This window comes from Desulfuromonas sp. (assembly GCA_002869615.1).
GTDB lineage: Bacteria > Desulfobacterota > Desulfuromonadia > Desulfuromonadales > UBA2294 > BM707.
This window is the reverse complement of the sequence record PKUH01000057.1, coordinates 81,997-97,313: the sequence shown is the minus strand read 5'-3', so window position 1 is coordinate 97,313 and position 15,317 is coordinate 81,997. Positions and strand designations below refer to the sequence as shown.

The following is a 15,317-nucleotide window of genomic DNA, read 5'->3' as shown; positions in this document are numbered from 1 at the left end:
CTGATCACACCGATCGCCATGGACGAAGGCCTGCGTTTCGCAATCCGCGAAGGTGGCCGGACCGTCGGTGCCGGTGTTGTCTCCAAAATTATCGAGTAAAGACGAGGTTGCAGATGCAGAGCCAGAAGATCAGAATTCGGCTGAAGGCCTACGATCACAAATTGCTGGACATCTCGGTTAACGAGATCGTCGATACGGCCAAGCGGACCGGTGCTCGCGTTGCCGGCCCGATCCCACTGCCGACCGTGATCAACAAGTACTGCGTGTTGCGTGGCCCGCATGTTGACAAGAAGAGCCGTGAGCAGTTTGAAATGCGCACGCACAAGAGGTTGCTTGACATTGTCGAGCCGACCCAGCAGACGGTTGATGCTTTGATGAAGCTCGACCTCTCAGCCGGTGTCGATGTAGAAATCAAGCTTTAATGCAGCCTAGAAGAAGGTAAGCATCATGATTCAGGCAATTATTGGAAAAAAACTAGGAATGACCCAGGTCTTTACGGCCAATGGTCAGCGCGTTCCGGTGACCGTTGTTGAAGCCGGGCCCTGTACGGTCCTGCAGAAGAAGCAAGAGCAGACCGACGGCTATAATGCCCTGCAGCTCGGATTCGGAACCAAGAAGGCCCAGCGCACCAACAAGGCAGAGATGGGTCACTTCAAGGCGGCCGGCAAGGGAAGTTTCGCCTTTCTGCGCGAAGTACAGGCCGATAATATCGACGACTATAATGTTGGCGACGAAATTACCTGCAATACGGTTTTCTCGGCCGGTGACAAGATCGATGTCAGCGGTACCAGCAAGGGCAAAGGGTTCCAGGGCGTTATCAAGCGTTGGGGCTTTTCCGGTGGACGGGCCACTCATGGTTCGAAATTCCATCGACGCGCCGGTGCGATTGGTGCCAGTGCCTGGCCGGCAAAGGTTTTCAAGGGCAAGAAAATGGCTGGCCAGATGGGTAATGAAAATACGACCGCCCAGAATCTGGAAGTCGTAGAGATTCGCCCGGAGCAGAACATTCTTCTTATCAAGGGTGCCATTCCGGGATCGCGCAACAGCATGGTTATGATCCATAAGGCAGTCAAGGCTGCCAAGTAGCGACGATCGGATCGGGATTGCAGGAGATAGACAATGGCTAAAATTGCTGTTTATGACATGAACAAGAAAAAGGTTTCGGACCTCGAATTGAATGACGACATCTTCAATGCCGATGTCAAGGGTTACCTGATTCACGATATGGTCCGTTACCAGCTTGCCGCCCGCCGTGGTGGCAATGCCAAGGTCAAGAGCCGTGGTGAAATCCGTGGTGGTGGTAAAAAACCGTATCGCCAAAAAGGAACCGGTAACGCCCGTCAGGGAACGGTTACCGCACCGAACCATGTTGGCGGCGGTGTTGTTTTCGGCCCGACTCCACGGGACTATTCCTTCAAATTGAACCGCAAGGTTAAGAAATCGGCTCTCAAAAGCGCCCTTTCTCTCCGGTTCAAGGAAGAGAAGATGACAGTCCTTAATGAGCTGCAGGTTGAAGATATCAGCACCCGTGGATTTTCCGAATTCCTGAAGCGCTTTGAGCTGGACAATGTTCTGGTCGTTATCGATGATTCGAATACCAATGTTGAATTGTCGGCTCGCAACATACCGCACGTCAAGGTCCTGCGGAGTGATGGCGTCAATGTTTTCGATGTCATGAAGTATCGCAATATGCTGATTACTTCGGACGCTGTATCGAAGCTGGAAGGAGTGTTGGCAAAATGAAACCGCTGCATCAGATTATCAAGAAGCCGTTGATTACGGAAAAGACAAACCAGCTGAAAGAGGATAACCAGGTTGTCGCATTCGAGGTTGCCATAAATGCCAACAAGGTTCAAATCAAGCAGGCTGTTGAAAAAGCTTTCGATGTAAAAGTGACGAACGTAAACACCAATATCGTCGCCGGCAAGGTGAAGCGCGTCGGGCTCAAGTTCGGTAAGCGCTCGAACCGCAAGAAGGCCTTTGTGACACTTGCCGAAGGAAGCAACATTGACTTTTTTGGTGTTTAATCGTCTGAAACTTACTGAATGGAGTTAGTATAATGGGGATCAAAAGCTACAAGCCGACCTCAGCCGGGCGCCGGGGGATGACCTCCTCAACTTTCGAGGAGATCACCAAGTCGACGCCTGAAAAATCGCTGTTGGCGCCTCTTTCCAAAAGTGGCGGCCGTAATAACCACGGACGGATTACCAAGCGTCACACAGGCGGTGGACACAAACGTCAATATCGGATTATCGATTTCAAGCGTGACAAAAAAGAGGTTCCGGCAAAGATTGCTTCGGTTGAATACGACCCCAACCGGTCAGCGCATATAGCACTGCTGAATTATGCTGATGGAGAAAAGCGCTATATTCTGGCGCCGGTCGGAGTCAAGGTCGGTGATACGGTTGTTGCCAGCGAGTCAGCTGATATCGTGCCGGGTAACGCCATGTCGATCAAGTCGATTCCGCTCGGTACCTGGATTCACAATATAGAGCTCAAGGTCGGCAAAGGCGGTCAGCTGGCACGCAGTGCCGGTACTTACGCCATGCTCGCTGCAAAGGAAGGGAAGTATGCTCAACTGCGGCTCCCTTCAGGCGAAGTTCGCCTGGTTCATCAGAACTGCTGCGCCACGATCGGCCAGGTTGGTAATACCGACCATGAAAATATCAAGATTGGCAAGGCCGGTCGTAACCGCTGGCTCGGCAAACGTCCGCAATCACGAGGCGTTGCGATGAACCCGGTTGACCATCCGCACGGCGGTGGTGAAGGTAAAAGCTCCGGTGGCCGCCATCCGGTGACACCGTGGGGTGTTCCGACCAAGGGATACAAGACCAGAACGAATCGCCGTACCGACAAGTTTATCGTTCGCCGGCGCAAGAAATAACCGAGCGTCATTGTAGATAGAGGAGACGACAGTGGCAAGATCAATTAAAAAAGGGCCTTACGTAGAAGCAAGTCTGATGCGCAAGGTAGATGCAACCGAACCCGGTTCCCATAAAGTTATCAAGACCTGGTCCCGGCGCTCCACAATTTTTCCGGAATTTGTCGGACTGACATTCGCCGTTCACAACGGCAAGAAATTCGTCCCGGTGTTTGTTACTGAGAACATGGTTGGACACAAACTCGGTGAATTTGCACCAACCCGGACCTATTACGGTCACGGTTCCGACAAGAAAAGGTAAGCGGACGCATCCGTAAAGGAGTATCAGATGGAAGCTAAAGCCACATTGAAAAGTGCGCGTCTGTCGCCGCAGAAAACCCGCCTGGTTATCGACATGATCCGGGGCAAAGGGGTGCAGGACGCTTTGAATATTCTGAAGTTTTCACCGAAGAGATCGGCGGCTATTGTCTCGAAACTGGTCAGCTCTGCTGTTGCCAATGCAGAGCAGAAGGGGATCGATGATATTGATCGCCTTTATGTGAAGACAATTTCTGTTGATCAGGGCTCTGTTCTGCGCCGTTTTATGCCGCGCGCCCAGGGTCGTGCAACCCGGATCCGCAAGCCGACCGCACATATTACGGTCGTTCTTGACGAGAAAAGCTAGCCTGAGGAGGTAGAGGTTTGGGCCAGAAAGTTCATCCAATAGGTTTTCGTCTTGGTATTATTCGTACCTGGGAATCACGCTGGTACGCCGAGGCTGATTATGCCAAGCTGCTCCATGAAGATATCAAGCTCCGCGAATATCTGAAAAAGCGCCTGTTTCACGCGGGCATTTCGAAGATCGAGCTTGAGCGGGCTGCTAACAAAACAAAAATTCATATTCATGCTGCCCGCCCGGGAATCATCATTGGCAAGAAGGGCTCGGAGGTTGAAGTTCTGAAAAAAGAACTCGCCAAGCTGACCGATAATGAAGTCTTCCTGAATATCCAGGAAGTCCGTAAGCCGGAAGTTGATGCCCAGCTTGTTGCTGAAAATGTTGCCCTGCAGCTCGAGCGGCGGGTCGCATTCCGCAGGGCCATGAAAAAGTCGGTCAGTCAGTCTCTCAAGTTCGGCGCCAAGGGGATCAAGATCACCTGCTCGGGTCGACTGGGCGGCGCTGAAATGAGCCGCACCGAGTGGTATCGTGAAGGTCGTGTTCCTCTCCATACTCTGCGCGCCGATATCGACTACGGATTTGCCGAGGCGAAGACGACCTACGGAATTATCGGGGTTCAGGTTCTGATCTTCAAAGGTGAGGTCCTGGCCCAGGAACCACAGCAATAAAGTTTATCTGTTAATAGGAGTTTGGCGTCATGTTAATGCCGAAGAAGGTAAAACATAGAAAACAGTTCAAGGGCCGGATGCGGGGAACCAATCCGGGCGGCACCGAACTGAACTTTGGGGATTTCGGTCTGCAGGCAACCGAGTGCGGATGGCTCTCGGCCCGCCAGATCGAGGCGGCACGTCGTGCCATGACCCGTTATATCAAGCGTGGTGGCAAGATCTGGATTCGTGCTTTTCCGGATAAGTCATTAACCCGCAAGGCTGCAGAAACCCGGATGGGTAAAGGCAAGGGCTCCCCGGAAAGCTGGGTTGCTGTGATTCGGCCCGGGATGATGCTTTACGAAATGCAGGGTGTTCCCGAGGAGATTGCCCGCGAAGCTCTGCGGCTCGGTGCCCACAAGCTGTCGATAAAAACAAAGTTTGTAAGCAGGGAGGATGATTCCCATGAAGGCTAGTGAACTCAGGGATCTCAGTGTAGACGATCTGGAAAAGAAGAGTGCCGAACTGAACCAGGATCTTTTCAACCTTCGTTTTCAGCTGCACACCGGCCACCTGGACAATCCAGCTCGGATTTCCCAGGTTAAGAAAGATATCGCACGGGTTTATACCGTGATTAAAGAGAAGAACGCTTAGGAAAACCGAGGATACCATGAAAGAACGTGGAAAACGTAAAAGTCGTATCGGGGTGGTCACAAGTGACAAAATGGACAAGACCGTTGTTGTCAAGGTCGAGCAGATGGTCAAACATCCCGTTTACAAGAAATACATCAAGCGGAACGTCAAGTTCAAGGCGCATGACAGTGAAAACGCCTGTGCGACCGGAGACAAGGTCCTGATCATCGAGACCCGTCCCCTTTCGAAGGACAAGCACTGGCAGGTTTCTGAAATCCTTGAAAAACACGTTGCCGTTTAGGAGTACGAGTCATGATTCAGATGCAGAGCATGCTTGATGTTGCAGATAACTCCGGTGCCCGGAAGTTAATCTGTATCAAGGTTCCCGGCGGGTCAAAGCGTAAGTACGCCCACCTTGGCGATCAGATAATCTGTTCGGTTCGCGAAGCGATGCCGAACTCCAAAGTCAAAAAGGGTGACATCGTTCGTGCCGTCATCGTCCGGACCAAGAAGGAAGTTGCGCGGCAGGATGGGAGTCTGATCCGTTTCGATAACAATTCCGCCGTCGTCATCAACCCGGCCGGCGAACCGATCGGCACCCGTATCTTCGGGCCGGTCGCCAGAGAGCTGCGAGCCCGTCGTTACATGAAAATTGTTTCGCTTGCTCCGGAAGTTCTGTAAAGAGGATTTGGGAGAATAACCATGGCTGTCGTAAAGCTTCACGTCAAAAAAGACGATACTGTAATGATTCTTGCCGGCAAGGACAAGGGCAAGTCGGGCAAGATCCTTCGGGTACTGCCTGACAAAAAGCGTGTACTGGTTGAAAACCTCAACGTTGTCAAGCGCCATACCCGTCCGACCCAGGCAAACAGCGAAGGTGGCATCATCGAGAAGGAAGCATCGATTGACATTTCAAATGTTCAGCTGATCTGTACCTCCTGTAACAAGCCGGCCCGGACCGGACAGAAGGTCCTCGATGATGGTAGCAAGGTTCGCTACTGCAAAAAATGCAACGAGATTGTCGATAAGTAAGGGAGAATTTCCATGGCAAGGCTGAAAGATAAATATGAAAAAGAGATGCTTCCTGAACTTTTGAAGGAACTGCAGCTCAAGAATACGATGGAAGCTCCCCGTGTCGAGAAGGTTGTTTTGAATATGGGTCTCGGGGAAGCTATTACCAATATAAAGGTTCTTGAATCAGCAGCTGAAGAATTGAGCATGATCACCGGGCAGAAGGCGATCATCACCCGGGCCAAACGTTCGATTGCCCAGTTCAAGCTGCGTGAAGACATGCCGATCGGTTGTTCTGTGACCTTGCGTCGTGACCGTGCCTGGGAGTTTCTTGATCGTCTGATCAATTCTGCCCTGCCGCGCGTTCGCGACTTCAAGGGAATCTCACCGAAGGCGTTCGACGGTCGTGGCAACTATACCCTCGGTATCCGTGAGCAGATCATTTTCCCGGAGATCGATCTCGATAAGATTGACAAGGTCAAGGGTCTGAACGTCACGATTGTCACCACGGCGAAAACTGATGAACAGGGACGGGCATTGCTGACCAAAATGGGCATGCCTTTCCGTAAATAATAGAAGCGTAAGCGGAGGAAAACAGTGGCTAAGAAATCGATGACGATAAAGGCCGTGCGGCCGAAGAAATTCAAGGTCAGGGAGTACAATCGTTGCCCCCTCTGCGGACGTCCGCGGGCCTATTATCGCAAATTCGACATGTGCCGGATCTGCTTGCGAAAGCTGGCATCTGAAGGCAAAATCCCCGGCGTAATCAAGTCGAGCTGGTAAACAGGAGAGAAGGAGTCGAATCCATGGGAATGACGGATCCGATAGCAGATATGTTGACCCGCATCCGTAATGCGGGCATGGCAAAACACCCCAAGCTGGATATGCCGGCCTCGAATATCAATGAGGCAATTGCAAATGTTCTGGCCGAGCTGGGTTATGTCAAGAGTGTTAAAGTAACCCCTGACAACAAGCAGGGCACCCTCCGTATCTATCTCAAGTACGATACGGGGAGTCGGCCTGTTATTAACGAGATCAAACGTGTGTCGACACCGGGTTGCCGGGTCTATGTCGGCAAGGACGAGATTCCACAGGTTAAGAATGGTCTCGGTTGCGCAATCCTTTCCACCTCAAAAGGCGTCATGAATGACGCTGCCGCCCGTGAGGCGGAAGTAGGTGGCGAGGTTCTCTGTACTGTTTAGTAGGACACGTACCGTTTAAGGAGTAAGAGGATGTCCCGAATTGGTAAAAAGCCGATCGAAATTCCGGGTGGTGTCAAAGTGGCACTGGCCGATAACGAGATCAATGTTCAAGGGCCGAAAGGCAATTTGAAAAAGAATATACCGGCAGGCGTCGCCGTTGAAGTCGATACCGATCAGATTCGGGTATTGCCGCCGGAAAACCCGCGTGAGACGACCGCGATGCAGGGACTGACCCGGACGATCATTGCCAATATGGTTGACGGAGTGACCGAGGGATTCAAAAAAACCCTCGAAATCAAGGGTGTCGGATATCGTGCTGAAATGAAGGGCAAGATTCTCAACCTTGCGCTCGGCTATTCGCACCCGATCGAGTATCCGCTGCCGGAAGGAATTTCGGCCGAGGTCGATCCGAAGGCGAACACCGTCGTGGTCGAAGGTATTGACAAGGAACTGGTCGGCGCTACTGCTGCCAAGATCCGTTCCTTCCGTGAACCGGAGCCGTACAAGGGCAAGGGCATCAAGTACATTGATGAGCGTATTGTCCGTAAGGCCGGTAAAGCAGGTAAAGTTTAATTCGCACTGAACAAGGAGTAGTGACGTGAATGCAGCAGCAGAACGACGTCAGGCACGTATAAAAAGACAGGTTCGGGTCCGCCAGAAAGTACGCGGTACTGAAGAACGCCCTCGCCTCTGTATTTTCCGGAGTGCCAAGCATATGTATGCGCAGATTATCGAGGATACGACCGGCAAGACCCTGGTCTCGGTATCGACTGTCAACAAGGATCTGGCCAAAGGTGTCAAATGTTCCGGCAATGTCGACGCGGCCAAGGTGGTCGGTGCGGCGATAGCCAAGAGAGCCCTCGAAAAAAATATCAAGCAAGTTGTCTTTGATCGCAACGGATTCCTGTACCACGGCCGGGTGAAAGCTCTTGCCGAGGCAGCACGGGAAGCCGGGCTTTCCTTTTAAGTGAAGGAGAAGAGTGTTGATGCAGCAGAAAATTAACACAGTCGAATCGGAATTTACGGATCGCGTGATCCACATCAATCGTTGCGCCAAGGTTGTTAAAGGTGGACGTCGTTTCAGCTTTTCGGCGCTGGTTGTCGTCGGCGATGGGCAGGGCCGGGTTGGCTACGGCCTCGGCAAGGCGAAAGAGGTCCCGGAAGCGATTCGCAAGGGCGTTGAAAAGGCCCGCAAGAGCCTGATTACCGTTCCGCTTAAGGACCGGACGATTCCGTTCGATGTTATTGGCAAGTACGGTGCAGGAAAGGTTCTGCTCAAGCCGGCTTCCGAAGGTACCGGTGTTATCGCCGGTGGTGCTATCCGTGCCGTCCTCGAAGTTGCCGGTGTTGGTGATATCCTTTCCAAGTGCCTCGGTTCAAATAATCCGCACAACTCTGTCAAGGCGACGATGAATGCTCTTAGCCGGTTGCAGAGTGCTGAGCAGATCATGGCCCGTCGCGGCATTGCCGCCGGCGAGTAAGTAATGATAAGGAGGTCGTGATGGCCGCAGAAATAAAGGTCACACTCAAGAAAAGTCCGATCGGTCGCAATGAATACTTTTCGCGTGTTCTGAACGGCATGGGTCTGACAAAGTTGCACAAGACAGTTGTTTTGCAGGATACCCCTGAGTTTCGTGGGATGATCAACAAGGTCTCCCATATGGTTTCTGTTGAGGAATAAGCACATGGATTTAAGCAATCTTAAGCCGGCAATCGGCTCGACGAAGAACAGAAAGAGGCTTGGCCGCGGACCGGGATCCGGTACCGGCAAGACCTCCGGCAAGGGCCATAAAGGTCAGAATGCCCGCTCCGGCGGCGGTGTCAAGCCCGGTTTTGAAGGTGGGCAGATGCCACTGCAGCGGCGCTTGCCGAAGCGTGGATTCACGCCTCTCACTCGCAAGGAATATGCGCTGGTCAATCTGCGTGATCTCGCCCAGTTCGAGCCCGACAGCGTTGTCGATGCCGAGGCTTTGAGCAAATGCGGACTGGTCGGACGACTCAAGGATGGTATCAAGATCCTGGGTGATGGCGAGCTCGGTCATGCCCTGACTGTCAAGGCTCACAAGTTCAGCAAATCGGCGGTTTCGAAGATTGAAGCAGCCGGCGGCAAGGTCGAGGTCATCTAAATTGTTATCGATTGTCCAGAATATCTTTGCAATCCCTGAGCTCCGCCGTCGTATCCTCTTTACCCTCGGAATGCTGGCCGTTTATCGGGTCGGTTGTCATGTTCCGACGCCGGGTGTCGATGCGTCGGTTCTGGCGAGTTTTTTTGAAGGGACTGAAGGGACCTTGCTCGGTCTGGTTTCGGCCTTTACCGGGGGTGCCCTGGAGCGGATGACCGTTTTTGCCCTCGGGATCATGCCGTACATCAGTGCCTCGATTATTCTGCAGTTGCTGACCGTCGTCTTCGAACCGGTGCAGCGGTTGTCAAAAGAGGGTGAACAGGGCCGCAAGACCATTACCAAATGGACCCGTTACGGCACGATTATCCTGTCGGTTGTTCAGGGGACCGGTATTGCCGTCGGATTGCAGAGTATGCGCGGCCCGGCCGGTGAGCTGGTAGTACCGAGCCAGGGAATCGGCTTTATCCTGCTTACGGTCATTACCCTGACCGCCGGTACCGCTTTCATCATGTGGCTCGGTGAGCAGATTACCGAACGGGGCATCGGCAACGGCATCTCGCTGATTATCTTTGCCGGAATTATCGCCAATATGCCTTCGGCAATTGTCAACTCGGTGCGACTGTTGAAGACCGGGGCCCTGTCGATTTTTGTCATGATTATTATTCTGGCCTTCATGGTTGCGGTTATCGCCTTCATCATCTTTATGGAGCGAGCCCAGCGGCGCTTGCCGATTCATTACGCCAAGCGGGTTGCCGGAGCACGTTCCGGCGGACAGTCGAGCCATCTGCCGTTAAAGATCAATATGAGCGGTGTTATTCCGCCGATTTTCGCCAGTTCGATTATCATGTTTCCGGCAACTGTCGCCAACCTGGTAGAGGTGCCGTGGGTTCAGTCTGTTGCATCGATGATGACCCCGGATCAACTGCTGTATAATGTAATCTTCGTCGCAGCAATCGTCTTCTTCTGCTATTTCTACACCGCGGTCACGTTTAATCCGATCGACGTTGCCGACAATATCAAGAAGCAGGGCGGCTACGTTCCGGGTATTCGTCCCGGCAAGGCTACCGTTGACTATATTGATACCGTTCTTAACCGGATTACCTTTGCCGGCGCGATTTATATCTCGGCCGTATGTGTCCTGCCAACGATCATGATCGGCCAGTTCAACGTTCCGTTTTTCTTTGGCGGAACCTCGTTGCTGATTGTCGTCGGTGTCGGTCTGGATACAGCTTCACAGATTGAAGCACACCTGATCTCGCGCTCTTACGAGGGTTTCATGCAGGGCGTTTCGATCAAGGGCCGCCGCGGTTAAAGGGATAGACGGATGAAACTGATTTTGCTAGGCCCTCCGGGGGCAGGTAAAGGGACCCAGGCCAAGATGCTGACCGAAGCGTTCGGTATCCCGCAGATTTCGACTGGCGATATTCTCCGGGCTGCGGTCAAGGAGGGGACGGCGATGGGGCTCAAGGCCAAAAGCTTCATGGATGCCGGTGCTCTGGTTCCGGATGAGGTGGTTATCGGCATCGTTGCCGAGCGTTTGCAGAAGCCTGATTGCGACGCCGGATTTATCCTCGACGGATTTCCGCGCACTGTGCCGCAGGCCGATGCTCTGGGTGATAACCTCCGGGACCTCGATAAGAACCTGGATGCGGTTATCTCACTTGAGGTTGATGTCGAAGCCCTGGTTGAACGGTTGACCGGCCGTCGAACCTGTAAGGATTGTGGTCGCGGCTACCATGTCACCTTCGACCCTTCGAAAATCGAAGGAGTTTGTGATGCCTGTGGCGGCGAACTTTTTCAGCGGGATGACGATCAGGAAGAGACGATCCGGAAACGGCTAGATGTTTATAATGAGCAGACCTCGCCGCTCATCGATTATTATGCCAAGGCCGGCCTGCTCAAGAGCCTCGACGGCATGCAACAGATAGACAAGGTTCAGCAGCAGATGCTCGAGTTGCTGAAGGCGGGTTGATTTGATCGTACTCAAGTCGGCTAATGAACTTGAGAAAATGCGGGTCGCTGGCCGGATGGTGGCCGAAGTCCTGGCGATTATGAAAGAGCGAATCGCACCCGGGATCACGACGATTGAACTTGATCGTTTGGCCGAAGCGGAATGTAAAAAACGCAAGGCCAAACCGGCCTTCAAAGGCTACGGCGGCTTTCCGTATGCGATATGCGCCTCGCCGAATGAAAAAGTTGTTCATGGTTTCCCCGATAATCAACCGTTACAGGAAGGGGAAATTCTGAGTATCGATTTCGGCATACTGTACGACGGATATCACGGTGATTCGGCTTTCACCATGCCGGTCGGAAAGATCGACGAGAAGACGGAATTTCTGTTGAAGATTACCGAAGAGTCTCTCCTCAAGGGGATAGAGGCATCGGTGGTCGGAGGACGGCTTTCCGATATCTCGAATGCAGTTCAGACACATGTCGAGAAGGAAGGCTTTTCCGTGGTCCGGGAATTTGTCGGACACGGCATCGGCAGCAAGCTGCACGAAGCTCCGCAGATTCCGAACTATGGCCCGAAAGGTCAGGGGCCGCGGTTGAAGGCTGGAATGACTCTTGCCATAGAGCCGATGATCAACGTCGGCAGGCCGGGTGTCAAGGTCCTCGAAGATGGCTGGACCGCGGTTACGATTGACGGTGAACTTTCCTGTCATTTCGAACATACAATGGCAGTTACCGAGAACGGACCCGAGATTTTAACGGCTCTTTGAGTCGATGCTCACGATAAAACAAACCGCCTTTTCGATGAGGCGAAAGTGAAAAAAGGATAGAAGTTATGAAAGTCCGTGCTTCAGTCAAACAGATGTGCGACAAGTGCAAAATTGTCAGGCGCAAGGGAGTTGTCAGAATTATCTGCGAGAACCCCAAGCATAAGCAGAGACAGGGATAGGAGGAAACATTGGCACGTATTGCTGGTATTGATTTACCAAAAAACAAACGGGTTGAGGTCGCTCTCACCTATATCTATGGTGTCGGCCGTTCCTCTTCCCAGAAAATTCTTGCCGAGGCCGGTGTTGATTTCGGCACCCGGTCGGATGATCTGACCGAAGCCGAAGTTGGCAAAATCCGTGAAATTATCGACCGTGATTTTGAGGTAGAGGGTGACCTTCGTCGTGAGACCGCGATGAATATCAAGCGCCTGATGGACCTCGGTTGCTACCGCGGTCTGCGCCATCGTCGCGGCCTGCCAGTTCGTGGTCAGAAAACAAAAACCAATGCCCGGACCCGCAAAGGACCGCGCAAGACTGTTGCCGGCAAGAAAAAATAAGGTGAATAATCATGGCTAAACCAGGAAAGAAAGTCAGAAGAAAGTCAGAAAAGAAGAATATTGCCAACGGAATTGCTCATATCCAGGCAACATTCAACAATACGGTTGTCACCATTACCGACGTTGCCGGGAATGTTATTTCCTGGGCGACAGCCGGTGGCCAGGGATTCAAGGGTTCGCGTAAGAGCACTCCGTTCGCAGCTTCGGTTGCAGCGGAAGAAGCAGCCAAGAAAGCCCAGGAGCATGGTTTGCGCAGTGTTGAAATTCGGGTCAAAGGCCCTGGGTCTGGCCGTGAATCGGCTTTGCGGGCACTGCAGTCCGCCGGATTGACCGTGACAATGATCAAGGACGTAACACCGATTCCGCATAACGGTTGCCGTCCGCCGAAACGCAGAAGAGTTTAAGCAAAGGAGAACGACCGTTGGCTAGATATACTGGTTCTGTCTGTCGTCAGTGCAGACGGGAAAACATGAAATTGTTCCTCAAGGGCGACCGCTGCCATACCGATAAATGTGCTGTTGAACGCCGCAATTATGCTCCGGGTCAGCATGGCCAGGGCCGGATCAAGGTTTCCGACTTTGGTCTGCAGTTGCGTGAAAAGCAGCGCGTCAAAAGAACGTATGGACTGCTCGAAAAACAGTTCCGCTCATACTTTGCCCGTGCCGATCGGATGAAGGGTGTTACCGGTGAAAACCTGATGATTCTTCTCGAGCGTCGTCTCGACAGCATGGTTTATCGCCTCGGGTTCACCACTTCCCGTTCGGAAGCACGGCAACTTGTGCGCCACTGCCATTTTCTGGTCAATGGCCGCAAAGTCAATGTGCCTTCCTATCTCGTGCGGGTTGGTGATGTCATTGAGGTCCGTGAGAAGAGCCGCCAGATTGCCCGGATCAACGAAGCGCTCGACGGTGTCATGCGTCGCGGTGTTCCCTCCTGGGTTGAGCTGGAGCGCGACGCTTTCAAGGGGACGGTCAAGACAATTCCGGTAAGAGCGGAGATGACGACCCCGGCCTTTAATGAGCAGCTGATAGTCGAACTTTATTCCAAGTAATCAGGCGTTTTTCGCTGATTCAATGCAACCTCAATAAGGGGGAGACGCATGTATAGAAACTGGAGAGAACTCATCAAGCCGAAGCGGCTTCAGATTGAGTCAGATTCTCTGACCGATACCTATGGAAAATTTTACGCCGAACCGTTTGAACGTGGCTTCGGGACCACCCTTGGTAATGCCTTGCGCCGAATCCTGCTTTCTTCTCTGCAGGGGGCATCGATCTCTTCGGTCCGGATCAAGAACGTCCTGCACGAATTCTCGACGGTACCGGGAGTCACTGAGGATGCGACCGATATCGTCCTCAACCTCAAGGGCGTGCTGCTCAAGGTTCACGGCCATGAAAGTCGCAATATCCGGATTGTCAAAAAAGGCGCCGGAGTTGTCACTGCTGGCGATATCGTGACCGATTCCCATGTCGAGATCCTCAACCCGGAGCACCACATTGCCACTTGCGGCAAGGAGTGTGATCTGGAGATGGACATGATCGTTTCCACCGGCAAGGGATATGTTCCGGCGGAGCGCAATCGCGATGAGAACGCGCCGGTCGGGACGGTTCCGATCGATGCAATCTTCTCGCCGATTAAAAAGGTCAATTTCGCGGTCACCAATGCCCGTGTCGGTCAGATTACCGACTACGACAAGCTGACCCTTGAAATCCATACCGACGGTAGTGTTCGCCCCGACGATGCACTCGCTTATGCTGCCAAGATCCTCAAGGAGCAGCTGCAGATTTTCATCAACTTCGATGAAGACAACGAGCCGCCGGAAGTGGTAGAGGATGAGGAATCGAAGAAGATCAACGAGAACCTTTACCGCTCGGTTGAGGAACTTGAACTTTCGGTCCGGAGCGCCAACTGCCTCAAGAATGCCAATATCCGCCTGATCGGTGATCTGGTTCAGCGGTCCGAAGCTGAAATGCTAAAGACCCAGAACTTCGGCCGCAAGTCGTTGAATGAAATCAAGGATATTCTTTCCGAAATGGGCCTGACCCTCGGAATGGGCCTGGAGAACTTCCCGGACCCCGAATATCTCAAAATGATCGAGAAGAGCGAAGAAGACGTCTGATCTTCTCTTTGAATAATCTGGAAAGGTAGTCTTAAGATGCGTCACAGAAAATCAGGCCGTCGCCTGGGCCGTAATTCAAGCCACCGCAAGGCCATGCTTCGCAATATGGTGACATCTCTGCTCGATAAAGAGAGTATCACAACTACCGATGCTCGCGCCAAGGAGCTGCGCAAGCTCGCCGAAAAGATGATCACGCTTGGCAAAAAAGGGACGCTGCATGCCCGGCGTCAGGCCCTTGAAGTCGTTCGCGACAAAAAGGTCGTGGCCAAACTTTTTGAGCGACTGGCACCCCGTTATGCCGACCGGCCGGGTGGTTATACCCGTATCGTCAAGCTCGGTTATCGTTCCGGTGATAACGCAGCACTGTCGATGATCGAATTGGTTGAGGAGGAATTTACACCGAAACCGAAAAAGAAGAAGACGGAAGAGAAACCGGCCAAGAAGGCTGCCCCGAAGGTTGAAGAGGCTGCCGTAGAAGAAGCACCGGCCGAGGAAACACCGGCCGAGGAAACACCGGCTGAGGAAGCACCGGCCGAGGAAGCACCGGCTGAGGAAGCACCGGCTGAGGAAGCACCGGCTGAGGAAGCACCGGCCGAGGAAGCACCGGCCGAGGAAGCACCGGCCGAGGAAGCACCGGCCGAAGAAGCACCGGCCGAAGAAGCACCGGCTGAAGAAGCACAGGCTGAAGAAGCACCGGCTGAAGAAGATAAAAAAGAAAAGTGATTTTTCTCGAATATTGATCAAGTAAAAGGCGGAGCACTGGCTCCGCCTT

Annotated in this window: 31 protein-coding genes; all 31 read left to right on the top strand. The window is 52.8% G+C overall.

Going from position 1 to position 15,317, the window contains the following annotated elements; translation table 11 throughout:
• Positions 1-99: hypothetical protein (locus tag C0623_06305; protein ID PLY01154.1), on the top strand; the 99-nt coding region annotated here is incomplete at its 5' end.
• Positions 100-113: 14 nt separating this feature from the next.
• Positions 114-422, top strand: a complete 309-nt coding sequence (locus C0623_06300; GenBank protein ID PLY01153.1) for a 30S ribosomal protein S10 — start codon at positions 114-116, stop codon at positions 420-422.
• A gap of 25 nt (positions 423-447) precedes the next feature.
• Positions 448-1,086, top strand: a complete 639-nt coding sequence (locus C0623_06295) for a 50S ribosomal protein L3 (GenBank protein PLY01152.1) — start codon at positions 448-450, stop codon at positions 1,084-1,086.
• 33 nt (positions 1,087-1,119) lie between these two features.
• Positions 1,120-1,743, top strand: a complete 624-nt coding sequence (locus C0623_06290) for a 50S ribosomal protein L4 (GenBank protein ID PLY01151.1) — start codon at positions 1,120-1,122, stop codon at positions 1,741-1,743.
• The gene (locus C0623_06285) at positions 1,740-2,027 is read left to right on the top strand and encodes a 50S ribosomal protein L23 (GenBank protein PLY01150.1); all 288 of its coding nucleotides are present in this window, start codon (positions 1,740-1,742) and stop codon (positions 2,025-2,027) included. The genes C0623_06290 and C0623_06285 overlap by 4 nt, the downstream gene beginning before the upstream one ends.
• 32 nt (positions 2,028-2,059) lie before the next feature.
• Positions 2,060-2,884 carry a 50S ribosomal protein L2 gene (locus C0623_06280; protein PLY01149.1) on the top strand — a complete coding sequence of 275 codons (825 nt, stop codon included), beginning with the start codon at positions 2,060-2,062 and terminating at the stop codon, positions 2,882-2,884.
• Positions 2,885-2,915: 31 nt separating this feature from the next.
• Positions 2,916-3,182, top strand: coding sequence for a 30S ribosomal protein S19 (locus C0623_06275; protein ID PLY01148.1), 267 nt, complete (start codon positions 2,916-2,918; stop codon positions 3,180-3,182).
• Between the two features lie 27 nt (positions 3,183-3,209).
• Positions 3,210-3,545 (top strand): 50S ribosomal protein L22, encoded by a 336-nt coding sequence (locus tag C0623_06270; GenBank protein ID PLY01147.1) that lies wholly within the window; start codon positions 3,210-3,212, stop codon positions 3,543-3,545.
• 17 nt (positions 3,546-3,562) lie between these two features.
• Positions 3,563-4,204: a 30S ribosomal protein S3 gene (locus C0623_06265; protein ID PLY01146.1), complete on the top strand. Its 642-nt coding sequence runs from the start codon at positions 3,563-3,565 to the stop codon at positions 4,202-4,204.
• Positions 4,205-4,233: 29 nt separating this feature from the next.
• Positions 4,234-4,659, top strand: a complete 426-nt coding sequence (locus C0623_06260) for a 50S ribosomal protein L16 (protein PLY01145.1) — start codon at positions 4,234-4,236, stop codon at positions 4,657-4,659.
• Positions 4,649-4,837, top strand: a complete 189-nt coding sequence (locus tag C0623_06255) for a 50S ribosomal protein L29 (protein ID PLY01144.1) — start codon at positions 4,649-4,651, stop codon at positions 4,835-4,837. The genes C0623_06260 and C0623_06255 overlap by 11 nt, the downstream gene beginning before the upstream one ends.
• 16 nt (positions 4,838-4,853) lie before the next feature.
• Positions 4,854-5,117, top strand: coding sequence for a 30S ribosomal protein S17 (locus C0623_06250; GenBank protein ID PLY01143.1), 264 nt, complete (start codon positions 4,854-4,856; stop codon positions 5,115-5,117).
• A gap of 11 nt (positions 5,118-5,128) precedes the next feature.
• The gene (locus C0623_06245) at positions 5,129-5,497 is read left to right on the top strand and encodes a 50S ribosomal protein L14 (GenBank protein PLY01142.1); all 369 of its coding nucleotides are present in this window, start codon (positions 5,129-5,131) and stop codon (positions 5,495-5,497) included.
• A 21-nt stretch (positions 5,498-5,518) separates the two neighbouring features.
• Positions 5,519-5,848 (top strand): 50S ribosomal protein L24, encoded by a 330-nt coding sequence (locus C0623_06240; protein ID PLY01141.1) that lies wholly within the window; start codon positions 5,519-5,521, stop codon positions 5,846-5,848.
• Between the two features lie 12 nt (positions 5,849-5,860).
• A complete protein-coding gene (locus tag C0623_06235; GenBank protein ID PLY01140.1) occupies positions 5,861-6,400 on the top strand; it encodes a 50S ribosomal protein L5 in 540 nt (179 codons plus the stop codon).
• Positions 6,401-6,424: 24 nt separating this feature from the next.
• Complete coding sequence (locus C0623_06230; GenBank protein ID PLY01139.1) at positions 6,425-6,610, top strand: type Z 30S ribosomal protein S14; 186 nt, start codon at positions 6,425-6,427, stop codon at positions 6,608-6,610.
• 23 nt (positions 6,611-6,633) lie between these two features.
• Positions 6,634-7,029 (top strand): 30S ribosomal protein S8, encoded by a 396-nt coding sequence (locus C0623_06225; GenBank protein ID PLY01138.1) that lies wholly within the window; start codon positions 6,634-6,636, stop codon positions 7,027-7,029.
• 30 nt (positions 7,030-7,059) lie between these two features.
• Positions 7,060-7,602 carry a 50S ribosomal protein L6 gene (locus tag C0623_06220; protein ID PLY01137.1) on the top strand — a complete coding sequence of 181 codons (543 nt, stop codon included), beginning with the start codon at positions 7,060-7,062 and terminating at the stop codon, positions 7,600-7,602.
• A gap of 25 nt (positions 7,603-7,627) precedes the next feature.
• Positions 7,628-7,996, top strand: coding sequence for a 50S ribosomal protein L18 (locus C0623_06215; GenBank protein ID PLY01136.1), 369 nt, complete (start codon positions 7,628-7,630; stop codon positions 7,994-7,996).
• Positions 7,997-8,015: 19 nt separating this feature from the next.
• Complete coding sequence (locus tag C0623_06210; GenBank protein ID PLY01135.1) at positions 8,016-8,510, top strand: 30S ribosomal protein S5; 495 nt, start codon at positions 8,016-8,018, stop codon at positions 8,508-8,510.
• Positions 8,511-8,530: 20 nt separating this feature from the next.
• Positions 8,531-8,710, top strand: a complete 180-nt coding sequence (locus C0623_06205) for a 50S ribosomal protein L30 (protein ID PLY01134.1) — start codon at positions 8,531-8,533, stop codon at positions 8,708-8,710.
• A gap of 4 nt (positions 8,711-8,714) precedes the next feature.
• Positions 8,715-9,155, top strand: coding sequence for a 50S ribosomal protein L15 (locus tag C0623_06200; GenBank protein PLY01133.1), 441 nt, complete (start codon positions 8,715-8,717; stop codon positions 9,153-9,155).
• A gap of 1 nt (position 9,156) precedes the next feature.
• Positions 9,157-10,464: a preprotein translocase subunit SecY gene (locus C0623_06195; protein ID PLY01132.1), complete on the top strand. Its 1,308-nt coding sequence runs from the start codon at positions 9,157-9,159 to the stop codon at positions 10,462-10,464.
• 12 nt (positions 10,465-10,476) lie between these two features.
• Positions 10,477-11,124 carry an adenylate kinase gene (locus tag C0623_06190; protein PLY01131.1) on the top strand — a complete coding sequence of 216 codons (648 nt, stop codon included), beginning with the start codon at positions 10,477-10,479 and terminating at the stop codon, positions 11,122-11,124.
• 1 nt (position 11,125) lies between these two features.
• Positions 11,126-11,872 carry a type I methionyl aminopeptidase gene (gene map / locus C0623_06185; protein ID PLY01130.1) on the top strand — a complete coding sequence of 249 codons (747 nt, stop codon included), beginning with the start codon at positions 11,126-11,128 and terminating at the stop codon, positions 11,870-11,872.
• Positions 11,873-11,937: 65 nt separating this feature from the next.
• On the top strand, positions 11,938-12,051 hold the full coding sequence (locus tag C0623_06180; protein PLY01129.1) for a 50S ribosomal protein L36: 114 nt from the start codon (positions 11,938-11,940) through the stop codon (positions 12,049-12,051).
• Positions 12,052-12,060: 9 nt separating this feature from the next.
• Complete coding sequence (locus tag C0623_06175; protein ID PLY01128.1) at positions 12,061-12,429, top strand: 30S ribosomal protein S13; 369 nt, start codon at positions 12,061-12,063, stop codon at positions 12,427-12,429.
• Positions 12,430-12,440: 11 nt separating this feature from the next.
• Entirely contained in the window at positions 12,441-12,833 is a 393-nt protein-coding gene (locus C0623_06170; GenBank protein PLY01127.1) for a 30S ribosomal protein S11, read from the top strand.
• A gap of 17 nt (positions 12,834-12,850) precedes the next feature.
• Positions 12,851-13,480 (top strand): 30S ribosomal protein S4, encoded by a 630-nt coding sequence (locus C0623_06165; protein ID PLY01126.1) that lies wholly within the window; start codon positions 12,851-12,853, stop codon positions 13,478-13,480.
• A 48-nt stretch (positions 13,481-13,528) separates the two neighbouring features.
• Positions 13,529-14,545 carry a DNA-directed RNA polymerase subunit alpha gene (locus tag C0623_06160; protein ID PLY01125.1) on the top strand — a complete coding sequence of 339 codons (1,017 nt, stop codon included), beginning with the start codon at positions 13,529-13,531 and terminating at the stop codon, positions 14,543-14,545.
• A gap of 36 nt (positions 14,546-14,581) precedes the next feature.
• The gene (locus C0623_06155) at positions 14,582-15,268 is read left to right on the top strand and encodes a 50S ribosomal protein L17 (GenBank protein ID PLY01124.1); all 687 of its coding nucleotides are present in this window, start codon (positions 14,582-14,584) and stop codon (positions 15,266-15,268) included.
• Positions 15,269-15,317: the final 49 nt, after the last annotated feature.